Origin of the sequence: Microbacterium arborescens (assembly GCF_030369635.1) — a bacterium.
Lineage (GTDB): Bacteria > Actinomycetota > Actinomycetes > Actinomycetales > Microbacteriaceae > Microbacterium.
Genome location: NZ_CP128474.1, coordinates 1,742,277 through 1,761,562, shown reverse-complemented (window position 1 = coordinate 1,761,562; position 19,286 = coordinate 1,742,277). Strand labels below are relative to the sequence as shown.

The 19,286-nt window shown below is 69.3% G+C and carries 20 protein-coding genes and 1 tRNA gene; 7 read left to right on the top strand and 14 right to left on the bottom strand.

Annotation, left to right across the window (positions count from 1 at the left end):
* Positions 1–39: 39 nt before the first annotated feature.
* Genes QUC20_RS08425 through QUC20_RS08400 form a run of 6 tightly spaced genes read right to left on the bottom strand, consistent with a single transcriptional unit; the run spans position 40 to position 5,001 of the window.
* Positions 40–288, bottom strand: a complete 249-nt coding sequence (locus QUC20_RS08425) for a twin-arginine translocase TatA/TatE family subunit (protein WP_120262579.1) — start codon at positions 286–288, stop codon at positions 40–42.
* Between the two features lie 60 nt (positions 289–348).
* Positions 349–1,308: a helix-turn-helix transcriptional regulator gene (locus QUC20_RS08420; RefSeq protein WP_289329575.1), complete on the bottom strand. Its 960-nt coding sequence runs from the start codon at positions 1,306–1,308 to the stop codon at positions 349–351.
* Positions 1,305–2,306 (bottom strand): helix-turn-helix transcriptional regulator, encoded by a 1,002-nt coding sequence (locus tag QUC20_RS08415; RefSeq protein ID WP_120262581.1) that lies wholly within the window; start codon positions 2,304–2,306, stop codon positions 1,305–1,307. Before QUC20_RS08415 ends, QUC20_RS08420 begins: the two co-directional genes overlap by 4 nt.
* A gap of 35 nt (positions 2,307–2,341) precedes the next feature.
* Entirely contained in the window at positions 2,342–3,304 is a 963-nt protein-coding gene (locus tag QUC20_RS08410; protein WP_289329574.1) for an FKBP-type peptidyl-prolyl cis-trans isomerase, read from the bottom strand.
* A 9-nt stretch (positions 3,305–3,313) separates the two neighbouring features.
* On the bottom strand, positions 3,314–4,324 hold the full coding sequence (locus QUC20_RS08405) for a tRNA (adenine-N1)-methyltransferase (RefSeq protein WP_289329573.1): 1,011 nt from the start codon (positions 4,322–4,324) through the stop codon (positions 3,314–3,316).
* Positions 4,321–5,001, bottom strand: a complete 681-nt coding sequence (locus tag QUC20_RS08400) for an HAD family hydrolase (protein WP_289329572.1) — start codon at positions 4,999–5,001, stop codon at positions 4,321–4,323. Before QUC20_RS08400 ends, QUC20_RS08405 begins: the two co-directional genes overlap by 4 nt.
* Positions 5,002–5,123: 122 nt before the next feature.
* Between QUC20_RS08400 and QUC20_RS08395 the strand changes: the two genes are divergently transcribed.
* Positions 5,124–5,990, top strand: a complete 867-nt coding sequence (locus QUC20_RS08395; protein ID WP_120262584.1) for a PAC2 family protein — start codon at positions 5,124–5,126, stop codon at positions 5,988–5,990.
* A 30-nt stretch (positions 5,991–6,020) separates the two neighbouring features.
* Here QUC20_RS08395 and QUC20_RS08390 read toward each other — a convergent pair whose 3' ends face one another.
* From QUC20_RS08390 to QUC20_RS08375, 4 genes are all read right to left on the bottom strand, one after another.
* On the bottom strand, positions 6,021–6,854 hold the full coding sequence (locus QUC20_RS08390) for an undecaprenyl-diphosphate phosphatase (RefSeq protein ID WP_120262585.1): 834 nt from the start codon (positions 6,852–6,854) through the stop codon (positions 6,021–6,023).
* A gap of 10 nt (positions 6,855–6,864) precedes the next feature.
* The gene (locus QUC20_RS08385; protein WP_120264294.1) at positions 6,865–8,163 is read right to left on the bottom strand and encodes a M20/M25/M40 family metallo-hydrolase; all 1,299 of its coding nucleotides are present in this window, start codon (positions 8,161–8,163) and stop codon (positions 6,865–6,867) included.
* A gap of 72 nt (positions 8,164–8,235) precedes the next feature.
* A tRNA-Leu gene (locus tag QUC20_RS08380) sits at positions 8,236–8,320 on the bottom strand.
* Positions 8,321–8,417: 97 nt separating this feature from the next.
* The gene (locus QUC20_RS08375; protein WP_120262586.1) at positions 8,418–10,262 is read right to left on the bottom strand and encodes a DEAD/DEAH box helicase; all 1,845 of its coding nucleotides are present in this window, start codon (positions 10,260–10,262) and stop codon (positions 8,418–8,420) included.
* A 78-nt stretch (positions 10,263–10,340) separates the two neighbouring features.
* On the opposite strand from QUC20_RS08375, the gene QUC20_RS08370 reads away from it, so the two are divergent.
* On the top strand, positions 10,341–11,186 hold the full coding sequence (locus QUC20_RS08370) for an SGNH/GDSL hydrolase family protein (RefSeq protein ID WP_120262587.1): 846 nt from the start codon (positions 10,341–10,343) through the stop codon (positions 11,184–11,186).
* Here QUC20_RS08370 and QUC20_RS08365 read toward each other — a convergent pair whose 3' ends face one another.
* On the bottom strand, positions 11,187–11,978 hold the full coding sequence (locus QUC20_RS08365) for a TrmH family RNA methyltransferase (RefSeq protein WP_289329571.1): 792 nt from the start codon (positions 11,976–11,978) through the stop codon (positions 11,187–11,189). It abuts the gene before it with no gap.
* Between the two features lie 55 nt (positions 11,979–12,033).
* On the opposite strand from QUC20_RS08365, the gene QUC20_RS08360 reads away from it, so the two are divergent.
* The 3 genes from QUC20_RS08360 (at position 12,034) to QUC20_RS08350 (ending at position 14,073) form a co-directional block, all read left to right on the top strand.
* Entirely contained in the window at positions 12,034–12,882 is an 849-nt protein-coding gene (locus QUC20_RS08360; RefSeq protein WP_120262589.1) for a Sir2 family NAD-dependent protein deacetylase, read from the top strand.
* A 37-nt stretch (positions 12,883–12,919) separates the two neighbouring features.
* On the top strand, positions 12,920–13,522 hold the full coding sequence (locus QUC20_RS08355; RefSeq protein WP_120264295.1) for a histidine phosphatase family protein: 603 nt from the start codon (positions 12,920–12,922) through the stop codon (positions 13,520–13,522).
* A gap of 80 nt (positions 13,523–13,602) precedes the next feature.
* Positions 13,603–14,073 carry an Lrp/AsnC family transcriptional regulator gene (locus tag QUC20_RS08350; protein ID WP_289329570.1) on the top strand — a complete coding sequence of 157 codons (471 nt, stop codon included), beginning with the start codon at positions 13,603–13,605 and terminating at the stop codon, positions 14,071–14,073.
* On the opposite strand, the gene QUC20_RS08345 is transcribed toward QUC20_RS08350, so the two are convergent.
* Positions 14,039–15,046: a DMT family transporter gene (locus tag QUC20_RS08345; protein ID WP_289329569.1), complete on the bottom strand. Its 1,008-nt coding sequence runs from the start codon at positions 15,044–15,046 to the stop codon at positions 14,039–14,041. The two genes, QUC20_RS08350 and QUC20_RS08345, sit on opposite strands and share 35 nt — an antisense overlap.
* Before the next feature lie 74 nt (positions 15,047–15,120).
* On the opposite strand from QUC20_RS08345, the gene QUC20_RS08340 reads away from it, so the two are divergent.
* Positions 15,121–15,681 carry a CGNR zinc finger domain-containing protein gene (locus QUC20_RS08340; protein ID WP_289329568.1) on the top strand — a complete coding sequence of 187 codons (561 nt, stop codon included), beginning with the start codon at positions 15,121–15,123 and terminating at the stop codon, positions 15,679–15,681.
* Here the strand turns inward: QUC20_RS08340 and QUC20_RS08335 are convergent.
* Complete coding sequence (locus QUC20_RS08335; protein WP_289329567.1) at positions 15,641–16,540, bottom strand: alpha/beta fold hydrolase; 900 nt, start codon at positions 16,538–16,540, stop codon at positions 15,641–15,643. The two genes, QUC20_RS08340 and QUC20_RS08335, sit on opposite strands and share 41 nt — an antisense overlap.
* 90 nt (positions 16,541–16,630) lie before the next feature.
* On the opposite strand from QUC20_RS08335, the gene QUC20_RS08330 reads away from it, so the two are divergent.
* On the top strand, positions 16,631–17,353 hold the full coding sequence (locus tag QUC20_RS08330) for a 3'-5' exonuclease (RefSeq protein ID WP_434543666.1): 723 nt from the start codon (positions 16,631–16,633) through the stop codon (positions 17,351–17,353).
* A gap of 60 nt (positions 17,354–17,413) precedes the next feature.
* Here QUC20_RS08330 and leuA read toward each other — a convergent pair whose 3' ends face one another.
* Positions 17,414–19,174 carry a 2-isopropylmalate synthase gene (gene leuA / locus QUC20_RS08325; protein WP_289331495.1) on the bottom strand — a complete coding sequence of 587 codons (1,761 nt, stop codon included), beginning with the start codon at positions 19,172–19,174 and terminating at the stop codon, positions 17,414–17,416.
* Between the last annotated feature and the right edge of the window lie 112 nt (positions 19,175–19,286).

Genomic DNA, 19,286 nt, shown 5'->3' with positions numbered 1-19,286 from the left:
CGCCCCTGAGCGCGTGCGCTCAGCCGTCACCACGCGGGGCTACGGTGTGGGAGCCGCGGGACCGCTCTTCGGGTCCGCGGGCTTCTCGACGGGTGCGACGTCAGCCGTCGTCGAGGTGGCGGTGCCGGCGGTGGCATCGTCTTCCTTCATGGCCTTCATCTCGCCCTTGAAGATACGGGCGGACTGTCCCATGCTCTTGGCCAGCGCCGGAAGCTTCGCGGCACCGAAAAGCAGCAGAATGACGATGAGTAGGATCCACAGGTGCGGACCTGCGAACAGATTGCTCATTGAGTCTCCTCATCGATGGTTTCGCACAGTCTAACCCCCGCACTGATGCGAAAGCCCGCTTCAGCGGTACTGATCGAGAGCCGCCTGAGCCCAGTCGTGAGCTGCCCGCCGGGCCTCCGGCGGCGCGACGATCTCGACGTCGCCGCCGCTCCGGGCGACGAGTCGTTTCAGCGAGCGGGGGTCGGCGACGCGGATGAACGCCCTCCGGAATCCGCCTTCCTCGTGCACCTGCGCGTTGGCGAGGAACTCGCCGACGGCCGAGGCTGCGTGCGCCGGGTAACGGATCTCGGCGACGACCTCGTCGTCTCCCGGCTCGAAGAGTTCGGGCACCGGCTCCGAAGAGTGCAGCGCCGTGATCGAGGTGACTGCGGGCTCGGTGACGCGGTCGAGGTGGAAGGTGCGCATGGCGCGGCGCATGTGGCACCAGCCCTGCAGATACCACTGCCCCGCCGAGATGGTCACCTTCACCGGATCCACCGTGCGCGTCGTCGGATGCGCATCCGGGGCGGTGTAGGTGAACGTCACGGCGACACCCTCGCGGAGTGCGCGCGCCACCGTCTCACGGACGTCGTCGACGGGAGCGGGCGCGACGATGACATCCGCGGGCGTCTGCCCTGCACCGCGCGAGAGCTTCGAGAGGAGCCCCTGCACGACACCGCTGTCGCCGACCCCCGGAACGGCGGCGGCGAGCTGCAGCCCGGCGAGCAGGGCTGCGGCCTCGCGAGCGGTGAGGCGGGGAGACCGCTCCAAGCCGACCGCGTTGGTGATGACGATGCGGTCCTCGCGGTCGAGCAGGTCCCAGTCGATGTCGAACAGATCGTTCGCCATCTGCCAGAAACCGCCCTCGCCGGGGAGCCCGATGACGGTCAGCTTCTCGACCATCGCACGCATCTGCCGCGGTTCGACGTCGAAGTCGCGGGCAGCCTGCGCCACCGTCACCTCGCCTTGCGCGATCAGATAGGGGACGAGCTGGAGGATCAGCGCGGCACGGTCGGTCGCCACGACCGGCTGGCCGCTCACGCCGACTCCGCCGATCGGTCGCGGGCGGCGCGCAGACGCCGCATGACGGCATCCTGCAGCGCGCGCGGCTCGAGAACCATCACCTCAGGTCCGTACGAAGCGAGCTCGTCCGCGAACACCTCGAGGTCGACGAAAGGGATCTCGACCTGTCGCCCATTCGTGGCTTCGGCACGGGCCCGGCGACGCAGACGCAGTTCCGCCTCGGTTCCCGGCACCGCCGTGACGGTCGCGTTCTGACGGAGCGCGACGTCGCGAAGGCCTGATAGCGCCCGTTCGCCGGCGCCGACGCGAAGGCTCTCGTCGAATCCCTGCCGCGTCACGACGACGTCGCTGAGAACGCGGGAGAGCAGGAACGTGCGCTCGGCCTCCACGCCGGTGTCCCACCCGAACAGGTGCCAACGGGCCTCGAACTCCACCAGCGCGAATGGGCGCACCCGGCGCCGCCGGGGGCGATCGGAGCCGGGACGGAGGTAGTCGAACTCGACCTCCCGGGCCTGCTCGATAGCCCGCTGAAGGGGCAGGAACGACGCGTCGTGCAGGTCGAGCCTCGGGGCGAACCCGATGATGGGCTCGTCCACGTCGATGCCGAGCGAGCGGATCTTGCGCAGGCCCGAACGCGCGCCGGCAGACAGGGTGTGCTCACCCCACACTCCCCCGGCCAGCGTCAGCACGGCCAGTTCTGCCGGGGTGAAGGTGATGTCGGCGGGCAGCTCGTACTCCGTCGGTGGGATGCGGTAGCGCGCCTCACGGAGGTCGTCGGGGTCGGCGTAGTCGCCGATCGTCTCGATCGGCACACCGAGGCCGCGGAGGTTCTCCTTGTCGCGTTCGAACATCTTCTCGAGCGCCTCGCGTCGTGAACCGGATTCGACCTGCTCGCGGTATCCCGACACTGAACCCAGGATCGTGTCCTTCGTCACGCCCTGTTCGGTCGCCATGAGGGCGACGACCAGGTTGACCAGGCGCTCCTCGGGAGGGACGCGTGCTGGGGTGACGGACATGCCTTCGATTCTAGGCGTGCGCGCCCGCGGCAGATTCAGGACGCGGGGTCGAGGCCGAGGATGTCGACGACGAAGACGAGGGTGGAGTTCGCGGGGATCGCGCCCTGCGCGGTCTCGCCGTATCCCTGGTCCGGTGGAATGACCACGAGGACCTGCGAGCCGACGGTCTGGCCACGCAACGCTTCCGCGAATCCGGGGATCGTCTGGTCGAGCTCCATGGGCTGAGCCCCGCGATCCCACGTGCTGTCGAAGACCTTCTTGTCGGCCCACGTCACGCCGGTGTAGTGCACACGGACCGGTACATCACCGGTGACCTCTTCGCCATCACCCTTCTTCAGCACCTCGACCGCGAGATCGGTGGGCGGGTCGTTGTCGGGGATGAGGACCCCGGGGCGTCCGTCGGGGGCGACGACGACCGAGGGCATTCCTGCGCGGTCGTTGAACTGCTCCGCACCGTCGGCCGCGGCGAGGTAGACCTTCTGGAGGTCGAGCACGACGACGGTCGTCGCATCCTCGGCCATGCCGAAGCGGGCGCGCGTGTCTGCCGTCACCTCGTCGGGCCCGAGAGCCATCACGACACGAGACCCCTCGGTCGCGCAGTGCAGCGCGTCGACGAGCCCGGGGAACGTCGCCTCCCAGCTGTCGAGCGGGTAGACCTCCGACAGCTGGCCGGTGTACCCGGATGCCGCGATCGGGGCGCCGGACGAGCCGTCGATGACCGTGAGGTCGAAGACGACGTCCTGGGCATCGCTCGTGATGGCGCGGCCCTCGCCGGTGATGGTGTCACGTGCCGACAGGCCGTCGACGTGCACGGGAGCCGACAGCTCGACCGTGGGCTTGGTACCGACCGGCGTGTCGGTGATCTCGACCAGATCGAGGGCCGACGACGCGGACACGTCGCGCGTGCACGACGCCGAGCCCGAGGACGGCGTGGCACAGGCCGTGAGGGACAGCACGGTCAGAGAGAGGGCGCCGGCGGCGGCGATGATCCTACGCACCGCAGCAGTCTACGCGGACTCGCCGTCGTGCCCGTCCGACGCGGAGGCGGCGCCGCGGGCCGCGCGTTGGGCCTCACGGACGCGCTTGCGCAGGTTCTTGTCGGTGATCTCGCGGTCGCCCACGGCCCCGGGCGTCCACATCTCGACGTCGGCATCGGCATAGGACGGCTTCTTCAACGCGCGCTTGCGCACATCCGGCGGGATCGCTCCCGGCGCCAGCCGGCGGGCGGTGAGGAGGAAGCCCGTGTGCGCCACCATCCGGTGGTCGGGACGCACGGCCAGTCCCTCGACGTGCCAGCCGCGGATCATCGTCTCGGAGGCGTCGGGGTCGGTGAACAGCCCGGTGCCGCGCACGTACTCGGCCACGCGGCTGAGCTGGGTGGCGGTGGCGACGTAGCAGAGCACCACGCCGCCGGGGGCGAGCGCGTCGGCGACGGCGTCGATGCATTCCCAGGGGGCGAGCATGTCGAGGACCACGCGATCGACGGTCCCCGGCGCGACGGCGTCGGGAAGACTCTCGACCAGATCGCCGACGACGACGGACCAGTTCGCGGGGGCACTGCCCATGAACGTCGTGACGTTCGCCTCGGCGACCTCGGCGAACTCGGCGCGACGCTCGAAGGACACGAGCCGGCCCGTCTCGCCGATGGCTCGCAGCAGCCAGAGCGACAGCGCGCCCGAGCCGACGCCCGCTTCGACGACGGTCGCCCCCGGGAAGATGTCGGCGGCGGCCAGAATCTGCGCGGCATCCTTCGGATAGACGATCGCAGCCCCGCGCGGCATCGACATCACGAAGTCGCGCAGCAGCGGCCGCAGCGCGAGGTACTCGTGGCCCCCGCTGTTGGCCGCCACCGACCCGTCGGGCTGACCGACGAGCACCTCATGGCGCAGGACCCCGTGGTGGGTATGCAGCTCGCCTCCCTCGCGAAGCGTGATCGTGTGCATCCGTCCCTTGGGGCCGGTCAGCTGCACGCGGTCACCGTAGCGGAAGGGGCCGCGGGGCTGCAGGTCGTCGATCATGCGGAGGCTCCGAGTCGGTGGAGGGAGAAGAGATCGGCCAGGTCGGCCACCGAGCGTCCCGCGAGGGAGTCCCAGAGTGCATGAGCGCCGAGCCCGTGCAGCGGCACCATCAACGGCACCCCGAGTGCGACCGCGCCGGAGGCGACCGCCGAGCGCAGGCCGTTCGGAGAGTCCTCGATGGCGACGGTGTCGGCCACGTCGACGCCGAGCGCCTCGCATGCTTGGAGGTAGGGGTCCGGATAGGGCTTGGGGCGGGTCGCTTCGTCGCCGGCGACGACGGTGTCGAACGCGTCGAAGGGAATCGACGACACGACCGTGTCGGCCATGCTGCGCATGGACATCGTCACGAGCGCCGTCTTGATCCCCGCTTCGCGCAGACCGGAGAGCAGTTCGCGCGCGCCCGGGCGGAACGGCGTGCCGCCGAGGCGGAGCTGCCCCGAGACGGTTTCGGTCAGGTGGTCGATGATCTCGTGCGTCTGCATCCGAACGCCGGCGTTCTGCAGGATGCGGGCGGAATCCTCGAGTCCGAGTCCGACGAGACCGAGTGCCTGCTCGTGCGTCCACACGCCGCCGAAGCTCTCGACCAGCGGTCCCTCCGCGGCCATCCAGTACGGTTCGGTGTCGACGAGCGTGCCGTCCATGTCCCAGAGGACCGCGGCGGGGGAACGAGAAGTCATCCGCACCATGTTACCGATGCGGGGCTGAGAGGCCGCGTGGCCCGACCCGCACGCACCGGCCTCGGCGTATCGTGGAGCAGACCCGCTCGCGCAGAGCGAGCCGGCACGGAACGGAGGACGGGTTGAACAGTCTGGGACGCCGCGTCCTCGTGGTCGCGTTCGACGGATGGAACGACGCCGGCGAGGCGGCCACGGCCGCCGCCACGCAGCTGCGCGAATCCCGTCCCTACGACGCGGTCTACTCGGTCGATCCCGAGCTCTACTTCGACTACATGTACACGCGGCCGCACATCCAGGCCGACGCCGACGGCCGCAGATCCCTCACCTGGCCCGATGCGACGATCTGGCGCCCCCGCGCGACCGCGCGCGGCACCCGGCTGTGGATCCTCAGCGGCGCCGAGCCGGCGCGTGCCTGGAAATCGTTCGCCGCCGAGCTGGTGGACGCCGCGCTGCGTGAAGACATCACCGGTGTGGTGGCGCTCGGATCGATGATGAGCGACGTTCCGCACACTCGCCCCATCACCGTCTTCAGTGGAAGCGACAACGACGAGCTGCGGACGGCGCTGGGCCTCGAACGCTCGACCTACGAAGGCCCGGTCGGCATCCTTTCGGTCATCGCCGCAGCCGCGGAGGAGGCCGGAATACCCACGGCCGCGCTGTGGGCGAGCGTGCCGCACTACGTCGCGGGCCACTCGCCGTCGCCGAAAGCCACTCTGGCGCTCCTCGACAAGCTCGAGGGCATCACGGGCGCCAAGATCGCCCGTGGCTCGCTGCCGGGCGATGCACTCGCCTGGGAGGCGACGATCGACGCCGCTGCCGCGGACGATGAAGAGATGACGGAGTACATCCGGCAACTCGAGCAGACGCGCGATACCTGGGACTCCCCCGAGGCGTCGGGCGACGCGATCGCGCAGGAGTTCGAGAAGTACCTCCGGCACCGCGGCGACGGCGGTGACGGCCGCGGCCTCGGTCGCGGCCCGCATCGCTGAGAGGCGAGCCGCGTCCGGCGCTCGGCCGGTTCAGTATGCCTGGAGCACACCCAGCGAGAGCAGGACGATCAGCACAGCGCCCAGGCCGACGCGGTAGAGCACGAACGGCAGGAAGCTGCCGCGCTTGAGGTACTGCATGAGGAAGGCGATCACGGCGAGACCCACGCCGAAGGCGACGACGGTGGCGACGGCGGTGTCGACGAGCGAGAACACCGAGGCGCCGGGCTCGCGAATCGCCTGCAGCAGCTCATAGAGACCACTGCCGAAGACGGCCGGCACAGCCAGAAGGAACGCGACCTCGGCAGCGGCCGGGCGTGTGTACCCGAGCGCGAGCCCCATGGTGGTGGTGGCTCCCGAGCGCGACACTCCGGGAATGAGGGCGAGTGCCTGCGCAAAACCGAGCGCGAGACCGTGCCCGTAGGTCAGGTCGTTCTCGGTGCGGACACGACGCCCGAGGGCGTCGGCGGCGCCGAGGATGAGGCCGAAGACGATGAGGACGATGGCCACGAGCCAGAGGTTGCGGAAAGTGTCGCGGATGACGTCCTGGAAGAGGAAGCCGAGCACGCCGATCGGGAGCGTGCCGATGATGACGATCCACCCGAGTCGCACATCCGCGTCGTTCCGCGGGACCGAGCCGGTGAACGATCGGAACCACCGACCGATGATGCGGGTGATCTTCTTCCAGAAGTAGACCAGCACGGCCAGCTCGGTGCCGATCTGGGTGATCGCGGTGAAGGTGGCGCCGGGGTCCTGGGCCGATGGCAGGAACTCCCCCACGATGCGCAGGTGAGCGCTCGAGGAGATCGGCAGGAACTCGGTCAGACCCTGGACGATACCGAGGATGATGGCCTCGAGGAGCTGCATGAGCGGCCTTTCAATACGTGCGGATGAGATCGGTGAGCACGCGCTGTCCGAAGACGAGTGCGTCGATCGGGACGCGTTCGTCGACTCCGTGGAACATACCCGTGAAGTCCATATCGGCCGGGAGGCGCAGCGGCGCGAACCCGAATCCCGCGATCCCCAGCTCCGAGAGGGCCTTGTTGTCGGTGCCGCCGCCCATGAGGTAGGGCAGCACCGGAACGCCGGGGTCGTGGCGTCCGAGTGCGCCGACCATGGCATCGACGAGCGATCCCTCGAAGGGAACCTCGAGCCCGATGTCACGGTGCACGATCTCGATGCGGATGTCGTCGCCGACGATCCGCTGGATCTGTGCCAGCACGGCGTCCTCCTGCCCGGGGAGCGTACGCACGTCGATCGCGGCCGACGCGGCATCGGGGATGACGTTGTGCTTGTAGCCCGCGGTCAGGCCCGTCGGATTCGTCGTGGTGCGGAATGTCGACGCGAGGAAGGCGGAGGTCGGACCCGTCGCAGCTGCGACGGCATCGGGATCCGAGGAATCGCGCCCGCTGATGCCGGCGAGGTCGGAGACGAGGCGTCGCGTGGTGTCGGTGAGCTCGATCGGCCAGGCGGCGCGGCCGAGGGCCGCGACGGCCTCGGCGAGCCGGGTGATCGCGTTCTCCGGGTGCAGGCGACTGCCGTGGCCCGCCCGCCCGGTCGCGTGAAGTCGTAGCCAGACGAGGGCCTTCTCGCCGACCTGCAGGAGATAGGCCCGGTGCCCGTCGACGCCGATCGAGTACCCGCCCACCTCACTGATGGCCTCGGTCGCGCCGGCGAACCACTCCGGGCGGTCGCGCACGACCAGCTGGGAGCCTTCGACCCCGCCGTTCTCCTCGTCGGCGAAGAACGTCACGACGAGGTCGCGCTCGGGCTGCTCGCCCGCCCGCAGCAGCTCGGCCACGGACGTGAGGATCATGGCGTCCATGTCCTTCATGTCGACGGCGCCTCGGCCCCACAGCATCCCGTCGCGAACGACTCCCCCGAACGGGTCGACGCTCCAGTCGTCGGCGACCGCCGGCACGACATCGAGGTGGCCGTGCAGGACGAGAGCCGGCTTGGAAGGGTCGCGTCCCGGGATGCGCACCGAGACGTTCGTCCGCCGCGGAATCGGCTCGTAGTACTCGGGCCGGAGACCGAGCGCCTCGAGGTAGGCCCCCACGTACTCCGCCGCCTCGCGTTCGCCGCGTGAGCGGCCCTCACCGTAGTTGGTGGTGTCGAATCGGATCAGGTCTCGCGCGACGCGGGCGACCTCGGGCAGATCGTCGTACTCGGACATGCTCTCCACGGTAGTCGCGAACGCTTCCTGGAAATGACGAAGGGCTCCGTTTCCGGAGCCCTTCTCTCACTGTGCGCGAGGGGGGACTTGAACCCCCACGCCCTATACGGGCACTAGCACCTCAAGCTAGCGCGTCTACCTATTCCGCCACCCGCGCAGTGTTTTTCAGTTGTTCCCAACCGAGGAACAACACTAACACGTCCGTCCCGGGGTGAAGAATCGTCGGCACGCCGGGCGTGGCGCACCCCTCGGAGTCACGACCTCACGCGCGAACGCAGCACCGCGATGCGGGCCTGGAGCTGGGCCACCGTCGCGTGCGAGACGGCCGGGCCGCCGCATACGCGCCGCAGCTCCGCATGGATCTGTCCGTGCGGCTCACCGCTCTGCCGTGCGTACAGGCCCACGAGGCTGTTGAGCAGTTGGCGCTGCTCCTTCAGGGAACGGTGCAGCGGCTCCGGCAGGGTGGACTCGGCAGTGGGGGCTTCGTCGCCGGGGGTGCCGGCGGTCGCCTTCTCGCGGGCCTCCCGGCTGTGCCGATGCTTCGTCTGGCGGGACTGCCGTTGCATCAGAAGCTCGTGGACGTGTTCGGGCTCGAGAAGACCGGGGATACCGAGGAACTCCTCCTCCTCGGGGGTCCCAGGCACCGCGAGCTGCCCGAACTCCGCCCCGTCGAACAGGACGCGGTCGAAATGGGCGACCGAGCCGAGCGCTTGATAGCTGAACTCCTGGGTCAGCTCCTCGGATGCCTTGTCTTCGCTCTCGGCCTCGGCGAGCAACGTGTCTTCGAGACCGTCATCGTCACCTGCTTCACGATCCAGCGCGTGGTCGCGCTGACGCTCCATCTCCGCAGCGAGGTTGAGGAGCACGGGCACGTTCGGGAGGAAGACGCTCGCGGTCTCGCCGCGACGACGCGCCCGCACGAAGCGGCCGATCGCCTGGGCGAAGAAGAGCGGTGTCGACGACGACGTGGCGTACACCCCGACGGCGAGCCGGGGCACGTCGACGCCCTCCGAAACCATGCGCACCGCGACCATCCACCGGGAGGTCGACTGCGCGAAGACCTCGATGTTGCCCGACGCGGCCTTGTCGTCGGAGAGGACGACGGTCGGGGCCTCGCCGGTGATCTGCTGCAGGATGTCGGCATAGGCGCGCGCCGCGGTCTGGTCGGTGGCGATGACGAGCCCGCCAGCATCCGGTACGTCCTGGCGCACCTCCGTCAGGCGACGATCAGCTGACCGCAGCACGGCCGGGATCCAGTCGCCCTCGGGGTTCAGCGCGGTGCGCCACGCCTGCGACGTGATGTCCTTCGTGTTGTCCTGGCCGAGGTGGGCCTCGAACTCGTCGCCCGTCTTGGTCCGCCACTTCATGTGACCGGCGTAGACGAGGAACAGCACGGGCCTCACGACGCCGTCGGCGAGGGCTCGACCGTACCCGTAGTTGAAGTCCGTCTTGGAGAGACGAATACCCTTCTCGTTCGGGTGGTACTCCACGAACGGGATGGGAGCGGTGTCGCTCCGGAACGGTGTTCCCGAGAGCAGCAGGCGTCGCGTCGCCCTCCCGTAGGCCTCACGCAGCGCATCGCCCCAGCTCAGCGCGTCGCCGCCGTGGTGCACCTCGTCGAGGATCACCAGAGTCCGGGCGTCCATCGTCAGCCGTTGGTGGACGGATGCCTTGACGGCGACCTGCGCGTAGGTCACCGCGACGCCGTGGTACTGCCGCGACGGCATCCCGTGACGGTTGCTGAAACGCGGATCGAGGCGGATGCCGACGCGGCCGGCGGCATCCGCCCACTGCGTCTTGAGGTGCTCGGTGGGGGCGACCACGACGATGCGGTCGACGACGTCGCGGCGGAGCAGCTCCGACGCCAGGCGGAGCGCGAACGTCGTCTTACCGGCGCCGGGGGTCGCCGCGGCGAGGAAGTCGCGCGGTCCGCGCCCGACACCCTCCGGTCCGTCGGCGCCGAAGTACTGGTCCAGCGCCTCCGCCTGCCAGGCGCGCAGACGCTGAGCCGTACCCCACGGCGCACGCTGCGGGAACGAGGGTGACAGGTGCTCGGCGGCGAAGCTTCCGAAGTGCTCCTGGGGGTCCTCTGTCACGATGGACCACCTTAAACGACCCCACCCACACGATCGCCCGGCACGAGATACCGTGGCAGGTACGGAGCTTCAGGAGGGGTCATGAGGAAGAACGAGCCGTCCGAGGACGCGCGCCGCACGCCTTACGTGCCGAACGAGACCGCCCACCCATGGCGCCGCATGGTCGCGATCGGCGATTCGTTCACCGAGGGCATCGGAGATCCCGAGCCGGGGAGCCCGGGCGGGCACCGGGGCTGGGCCGACCGCGTGGCGGAGGTGCTCAGCTCGCAGGTCTCCGACTTCGCCTATGCGAACCTCGCGGTGCGCGGCAAACTGATCGGTCAGATCGTGGCCGACCAGATCGAGCCCGCCCTCGCGCTCAAGCCCGACCTGATCACGTTCTCGGCAGGCGGCAACGACGTCATCCGGCCCGGCTCCGATCCCGACGCGGTCGCGCAGCAGTTCGAGGATGCCGTCGTGCGCCTGTCGTCGACCGGCGCGACACTCGTGCTCTTCACCGGCATCGACACCGAGTTCACACCGGTCTTCCGCGGGATCCGCGGCCGCGTGGCGATCTACAACGAGAACATCAGGGCGATCGCCGATCGCTACGACGCCATCGTCGCCGACCAGTGGGCTCTGAAGGAGGTGCAGGACATGCGCTTCTTCGACGACGACCGGCTGCACTACAACTCCCTCGGGCACCACGAGGTCGCACGCATGGTGCTGCGGGCGCTCAATGTGCCGAACGATCTCCAGCCCATGCAGCCCGACACGACGCCGGTCCTCACATGGCGGGCGGCTCGCGCCAACGACCTCGTCTGGGCTCGGGAGTACCTCATGCCCTGGGTGCTGCGACGACTCCGGCATCAGTCGTCGGGCGACCACATCACGGCCAAGCGGCCCGAGCCGTTGCCCGTGCTCCGGCGCGCCGACGACCCCGAGTGATCAGCGCAACGCCCAGAGCGACACCGCGGCGGCCGCCGCGACGTTGAGGGAGTCCACTCCCCCGGCCATCGGAATCGTGACGACGGTGTCGGCGACAGCGAGGGCACGTCTGCTCAGCCCGTCGCCCTCGGTTCCCATCAGGAGCGCGACCCGATCGGGCCGCGCCGCGGCGAACTCGTCGAGCGGCACGGCCCCCTCGGCGAGAGCGAGGGCGGCGAGGTGCAGGCCGGCGTCGCGGAGCATCGGTGCCGCTTCGGACCATGCCGGAAGGCGCGTCCACGGCACCTGGAAGACCGTGCCCATGCTGACTCTAACGCTGCGACGGTAGAGCGGGTCGGCGCAGCGCTCGCTCACGAGCACGGCGTCGGCGCCGAGCCCGGCGGCGGCACGGAAGGCGGCGCCCACGTTCGTGTGATCGACGATGTCTTCGAGGACGAGCACGAGCCGGGCGTCGGCGACGACCTCGCTCACGGGAGCGGGACGCGGCCGGTGCATCGCGGCGAGGGCACCGCGGTGCACGGCGTAACCGGTCACCTGCTCGGCGACCTCGTCGGAGACGACGAAGACCGGCGCGTCGCCTGCGAGGTCGACCACATCGGGAAGCCATTTCTCCTGCACGAGGAACGAACGCGCGTGGTGTCCCGCGGCATGGGCCCGGGCGATCACTTTCGCGGATTCGGCGATGTACAGCCCGCCCGCGGGCTCGAGGACTCGCCGCAATGCGACGTCGGTCAGGTCGCGGTAGTCCGCGAGGCGGGGATCGGTGGCGTCGTCGATGCGGATCACGGGCACTCGTCCAGCCTCGCACGTCACCCGGGGGTCGCGCGGACGCTCGTAGAGTAGGACCGTGACGATTCCCGATCTCGACACGCCCGCGGGCGACGAGATCCAGAGCGCCCTCGACGTGCTCGCCGGCCGTCGAATCGCGGTGCTCACGGGCGCCGGCGTGTCGACCGACTCGGGCATCCCCGACTACCGGGGCGCGGGCGCGCCGGTGCGGACGCCGATGACGGCCCAGCAGTTCCTCGCGAGCGCGGACGCGCGTCGGCGTTACTGGGTGGGCAGCCATCTCGGCTGGCAGGCCTTCGCCGCCGCCCGTCCCAACGACGGTCACGCGGCGCTGGCCGACCTCGAGCGCGCCGGAATCGTGACGGGCGTGGTCACGCAGAATGTCGACGGACTGCATCTGCGGGCCGGGAGCAGCCGGGTCGTCGAACTCCACGGCACGATGCGGCGGGTGTTCTGTCTGCACTGCGGGCAGGTGTTCGACCGCCGCGACCTCGCAGAACGCGTCGAGCGCGAAAACCCCTGGATCACGGTGCCCGAGAACGTCGAGCTCGGCCCCGACGGCGATGTCCTGCCCGCGACGAGCGACGGCTTCATCGTGCCCACCTGCACGGTCTGCGACGGCATGCTCAAACCCGATGTGGTCTTCTTCGGCGAGTTCGTGCCCCGCGAGAAGTTCGCGGAGGCCGAACAGCTGGTGCGCACGAGCGAGGCGCTCATCGTGGCGGGATCCTCGCTCGTCGTGAACTCCGGGGTTCGCCTCGTCGAACGCGCGCGCCGGCGCAAGCTTCCCGTGGTGATCGTCAATCGTGGCGTGACGCGGTCGGACGCGAAGGCCACGGTGAAGATCGACGGCGGCACGAGTCACGTCCTCCGCGTCTTCGCCGATGCGCTCGCGTCAGAGCACTGAGGTCGAGGTCTCGCGGCGCCCCGCGTAGGGTCGAGTGGTGACCATCCTGACCCTCGTGCGCCACGGCGAGACCGACTGGAACCGCGAACGCCGGATCCAGGGCTCCACAGACATCCCGCTCAACGACCTCGGCCGCGAGCAGGCTCGCGCAGTCGCGGCGGCCCTCCGCACGTCGATCGAGGGTGACGTCGTCGTCGCCTCGAGCGACCTCTCCCGCGCAGCGGAGACCGCGCGCATCATCGCGGACGGCCTCGGCGCCGCCGCACCCCGCACCTACCCCGAGTTGCGAGAACGCAGCTACGGCGATGCCGAGGGAGTCGGCGTCGAGGAGTTCCACGCCCGCTGGGGCGAGTGGGCTGTCGCCGACGTGCCCAACGCCGAGCCATGGCCGGTGGTCCGCGAACGCGCTCTGCGCGGGCTCGAACGTGCGGTCCGTGATGCGCGCGCCACCACGGCGCCGACATCCGTGCCGCTGATCGTCGTGGCGCACGGTGCGCTCATCCGCGAGGTCATCCGTCACGCGACCGGCGAGGAGTTCCCCTTGCAGGGGGTGCGGCTGGCCAACGGCTCGGCCCACACCTTCGTCATGGAACGCGAGCGTCTGCGCCTCATCGACTCCCCCGCGCTCGCGACGACCTGATCGCGACGGCCTGATCGCGGCGGCTCCGTCGGGAGGCGCCGCTCATGGAAGGTACCTCGAGCGGTGTATCGTCCAGCATCATGACCATGCACGACCGTGTCGACCTCGCTCTGCTCGATGCCCTCGCCGACGACCCCCGTGCGACGGTCGTCGCCCTCGCCGAGCGCTTGCGGATGTCACGCAACACGGTCCAGGCGCGCATGGCGCGGCTGGAGCAGTCCGGCGTCTTCCTCTCGTATGAGCGGTCGATCTCGATGCGTGTCCTCGGCTTCCCGATCGAGGCGCTGATCAGCGTCGTCCTGCGTCAGCCCGACCTGCCTCGCATCGCTCAGGAGCTCGCGACCATCCCCGAGGTGCTGCAGGCTCAAGGGCTGAGCGGCCAGGTCGACCTGATGGTCCGGGTGGTCGCCCGAGACACCCAGCACCTGTTCGCTGTCGACGCCCGCATCCTCGCCATCGACGGGGTCGAGCGCACGGAGACCTCGCTCGTCATGGACGACGTCATCCCCCACCGCGTCAAGCCGCTGCTCGCGCAGGGACGCGCGGGCTGACGGCCGTCGTCGTCCGGTCGGCGTCGAGCCGCACGAGGACGACGCCCACGAGGATGAGCGCGCCGCCGATGAACTGCACCGGCGCGGGGGCCTCCGCCAGGAGCAGCCATGCGAAGCCCAGGGCGAACAGCACCTCGGACAAGCCGATGAACGACGCCAGACGTGATCCCGTCCGCGGAACCGCTGAGACGCCCAGCGCGTAGGCGGTCCCGGTGGCTGCGCCGACCCACAGCAGCACGACGACGGGCGGCAGCTGCATCCCGACCACGTCGGCGAGGACCGTGCTCGTGGTGAAGGGCAGGATGCCGGTGAGCAAGAGGCTGCCGATGATCGCGGTCGCGACGACCATTCCGCCGGCGGCGAGGACGAGGGGCGGCAGCGTGTCGCCGGTGCGCTCGGCCATGACGAAGTAGACGCAGGTGCACAGTGCGGCGCCGAGGGCGAGGAGCGTGCCCCAGAAGTCGAAGCGAGCCCCGGCGATATCGACGACCAGCACGAGACCAGCCATCGCGACGACGGAGCCGGCGATGACCGTGGGAGACGGCCGGCGGCGGGTTGTGAGCCAGACCCAGATGACCAGGAGCACGGGTGCCAGGTACTGGATGAGGAGGGCGACGGCGACCGGCATCCGCTGCATCGCCGAGAAGTAGAAGAGCTGGCAGCCGACGACGGGCATCGCGCCGAAGGCGATCAGAGCGAGGCCGTGTCGGCGCAGGAAGCCTCGCTCGCGCGCGACCGCTCGGATGAGGAACGGCGAGAGGATGAGGGCTGCGACACCGATCCGGATGAAGAGCGCCGCCCCGAGCGACCAGCCGCCTTCCAGCAACGGCTTGACCAGAGGTCCGCTCGACGAGAAGGCCAGTGCGGAGGCGACAGCCATGGCCATTCCCGCCGTCCGGCGGCCGGGGGCGCTCGCGGGCGCTGTCTCCGGCGAGCCTGCGATGATGGGCAGGGGCGCGGTGGGGTTCGTCATCGACAGCCTCGGTGGTCAGGGGTGAACGTTATCTACACTCGTGACAGTAATGCTCGCGATCGTCAGGAGTCAACGTGGTCTTCATCCATGACACGGAATTGTCGCTGCGCGCGACGGCTGCGCTGGTCAACACGCTGCCGCTCACGGGCGCGGACGCCGCCGACACGCTCGCCGATCGCGGCGATCTGGATGCCTTCCTCACCGAGTTCGCCTTCACGGGAGCGATCGTGCGTGACGACGCCGAGCTGCAGGCCATGCGCGCTATCCGGGCGCGACTCCGGGAGCTGTGGGAACTCGACCGCGACTCGGCTGTCGCTCACGTCAACGCCATGCTGCGCGACGGGCGTGCTCAGCCCCAGCTGGTGATCCACGACGGGTACGACTGGCACATTCACGCGACCCCTGATGACGCGCCGCTCGCGACCCGCGTGCTCGTCGAGGCCGGGATGGCCTTCGTCGACGTCATCCGCGCCGACGCCTACGACCGTGTGCGGATCTGTGCCGCCGACGACTGCGCCGCGGTCTACGTCGACTTCTCCAAGAACGGCTCGAAGCGCTACTGCGACACCGGCAATTGCGGCAACCGGATGAACGTCAACGCATACCGTCGTCGGAAAGCCCGAGGAACCGCCTGATCGAGGCCGCCGCTTCGCGCGGCTTCTCGTAATGGATGAGGTGCCCCACCCCATCGATCTCGACGAGCTCGGCGGCGGGGAAGAGCTCGCGCAACCGGCGCTCGGCCTCGATCGGGGTGATGTCATCCTGGACAGCGGCGATGAGCAGCGTCGGCTGCGAGATGCGCGGCGCCGAAGCGCGCACGTCGTTCGAGACCGAGGTCACGAACGCATCGCGAAGCACATCACGGTCGGCGAAGCTCGAGAAGTAGGTGTCGTGCTGATCGTGGACGAATCGCCGAAGCGCCCGGTCGCGGGTCTTGACCATCGCGAGGCTCATGACCCGGACGATCATCCGATTGCGCAGGAGCGCCTCGCCGAGGCGGCCGGGCAGACGCGCTCCGACGGCGTAGTACCCGACGGCGAGGCGCGTGAAGATGCCGCGCGGTCCCTCGAGCGCCGGGGCCCCGATCGGGTTGATGAGGATCAACCGCGGTGTCGGGAGCCCGCCCGCCACCGCGGCGGCGGCGACGATCGAGCCGAAGGAATGACCGACGACGACGGCACCGGGAGCGACGGCGGCTGAGAAGGCGGTGAGCCAATCGGCGTAGGTGTCGAGGTCGTGCGCGCGTCCGGGGATCGGCGGTGTCTCGCCGAAGCCGGGCAGATCCGGCATGACGACGCGGACGTCGCCGAGGTGCGCGACGACGGGCTCGAGGCCATGGTGTTCGCCACGGAACCCGTGGACGGCCAGAAGCGTCTGCGCGGCGTCGTCGCGTCCGTACACCCAGTAGACGGTCGTCCCCCCGAGCACATCGGCCTCGTGACGCCGCACCGGGATGCGTGCGAGGAGCGGTTCGTACGGCGAGACGTTCGGCACCCGTCGAGTCTACGGAGGCGGCGCGTCGGATCCTGAGTGTCGGACCTGAGCCGTAGCCTCGAATCCGTGGAGCCGGACCGACCCCTCGCCGTGACGACGCCCGAACTCGATCTCTGGCCCTTCGGCGCACCGGAATGGTCGCGGGTGCTCGGGGTTTTCGATCTCGAGACCACGGGTGTCGACGTGACGACCGACCGCATCGTCACGGCGCACGTGGGCGTGCTCGATGCCGACGGAGTCCCGGTGCGCGCCGACAGCTGGCTGGCCGACCCGGGAATCGACATCCCCGAGGGCGCTGCGGCGATCCACGGCATCACGACCGAGCACGCGCGCCGGGCGGGGCGTCCTGCGCAAGAGGTCGTCGCAGAGGTCGCCGCCGCCTTGCGTGGGCTCTTCGACGCCGGCATCCCCGTCGTGGCGTACAACGCCCCGTTCGATTTCTCCATGCTGAAGTACGAGGCGCTGCGGCACGGCGTCACTCCGATCGTCGCGCCCTCCCCCGTCATCGACCCGCTCGTCATCGATAAGCGATACGACCGCTACCGCAAGGGCAAGCGCACCCTGTCGGTCGTCGCCGACCACTATGCCGTCACCCTCACCGGCGCGCACGAGGCCTCCGCAGACGCGATCGCGGCGGGGCGGGTCGCGCAGATCCTGGCTGAGCGGTTCGCCGACGGGCTGCCGTCGACCGCCGCGGAGCTCCACACCCGTCAGATCGGTTGGGCTCGGGCGCAGGCCGAAAGCCTGACCGAGTACTTCGTCAGCCTCGGCCGGATCGACGCCGAGGTCGACGGATCGTGGCCCATCCGCTGACGCTCGCGGGTGAGAACTACCCCGATTGACGAGGCCGCCCTCACCCGCGAGCGATGTCCCTCAGACCGCGGTCAACTCCGACGAGCGCTCGCGGGTGCGGATCGCGCGGTTGACGCATGAGACGACGGCCTTGAGGCTCGCCGTCGAGATGTCACCGTCGATGCCGACTCCCCAGAGGCGCTGGTCATCGACCTGGAGTTCGACGTAGGCCGCCGCCTGAGCGTCGCCGCCCGAGCTCAGGGTGTGCTCGACGTAGTCGTAGAGGGAGATGTCGAACCCGCGATCGCGCAGAACCTCGAGGAATGCGGCGATGGGCCCGTTCCCGACGCCGGACACGTCGGTCTGCTCGTCGCCGTCGCGCAGGGTGACGTCGAGGCGCACATCGCCCGACATGTCGCTCTGCGTGCGCGTGCCGAGAAGCTCGAACCGGCCCCACTTGTCGTCGTCGGCCGGGGCGGGCAGGTACTCGTCGGTGAAGATCGACCAGATCTGGTCGCTCGTGACCTCGCCGCCTTCGGCATCCGTCTTCTCCTGCACGACTCCCGAGAACTCGATCTGCAGCTTGCGCGGCAGATCCAGGGCATGGTCGGTCTTGAGCAGGTAGGCGACGCCACCCTTACCCGACTGCGAGTTGACGCGGATCACGGCCTCGTACGAACGTCCGAGATCCTTGGGGTCGACGGGCAGATAGGGCACCGCCCACTCGATCTCGTCGATCGAGACGCCGTCGGCCGCCGCTCGGACCGCCATCGCCTCGAAGCCCTTCTTGATGGCGTCCTGATGGGACCCGCTGAAGGCGGTGAATACGAGGTCGCCGGCCCAGGGGCTCCGTTCGGGAACGGGCAGCTGGTTGCAGTACTCGACCGTGCGCTTGATGCCGTCGACGTCGCTGAAGTCGATCTGCGGGTCGATGCCCTGTGTGAACAGGTTGATGCCGAGAGCCACGAGATCGACGTTTCCGGTGCGCTCACCGTTGCCGAACAAGCAGCCCTCGATGCGATCGGCGCCGGCCATGTAGCCCAGTTCCGCGGCAGCGATCGCTGTGCCACGGTCGTTGTGGGGATGCAACGACAGCACGACGTTCTCGCGATGAGCGAGGTGTCGGCTCATCCACTCGATCGAGTCGGCGTACACGTTCGGCGTGGCCATCTCGACGGTCGCGGGAAGGTTGATGATGACCTTGCGGTCGGGCGTCGGCTCGAAGATCTCGATGACCTGGTTGCAGACGTCCACGGCGAACTCGAGCTCGGTGCCGGTATAGCTCTCAGGCGAGTACTCGTAGTAGACGGCCGTCTCGGGGACCGTCTGCTCGTACTGCCGGCACAGGCGCGCGCCCTCGAGCGCGATGTCGATGATGCCCTGGCGGTCGGTGCGGAAGACGACCTCGCGCTGCAGGATGCTCGTCGAGTTGTACAGGTGCACGATGGCCTGCTTCGCACCGGCGATCGCCTCGTACGTGCGCTTGATGAGGTGTTCGCGCGCCTGGGTGAGCACCTGGATCGTCACATCGTCGGGGATCAGGCCGTCTTCGATCAGCTGACGAACGAAGTCGAAGTCGGTCTGGCTCGCGCTCGGGAACCCGACCTCGATCTCCTTGTAGCCCATCTTCACGAGCAGCTCGAACATCACGCGCTTGCGCTCGGGGCTCATCGGATCGATGAGAGCCTGGTTGCCGTCGCGCAGGTCGACCGCGCACCAGCGGGGCGCCGTCTCGATGCGCTTCGCTGGCCAGGTTCGGTCTGGCAGATCGACGCGGATCTGCTCGTGGAACGGCCGATACTTGTGAATCGGCATGCCCGAGGGCTTCTGGTTGTTCTCCATGGTCGTCTCGCTCTTCCTCATCCGGTGTGGCGGGCCAACGCGAAGCTCCGCGACGAGAGAGGCCCTAGAACGAGGACTCGTCGCGGCGACTAAGGAGAAGCAGTCGGCCGAA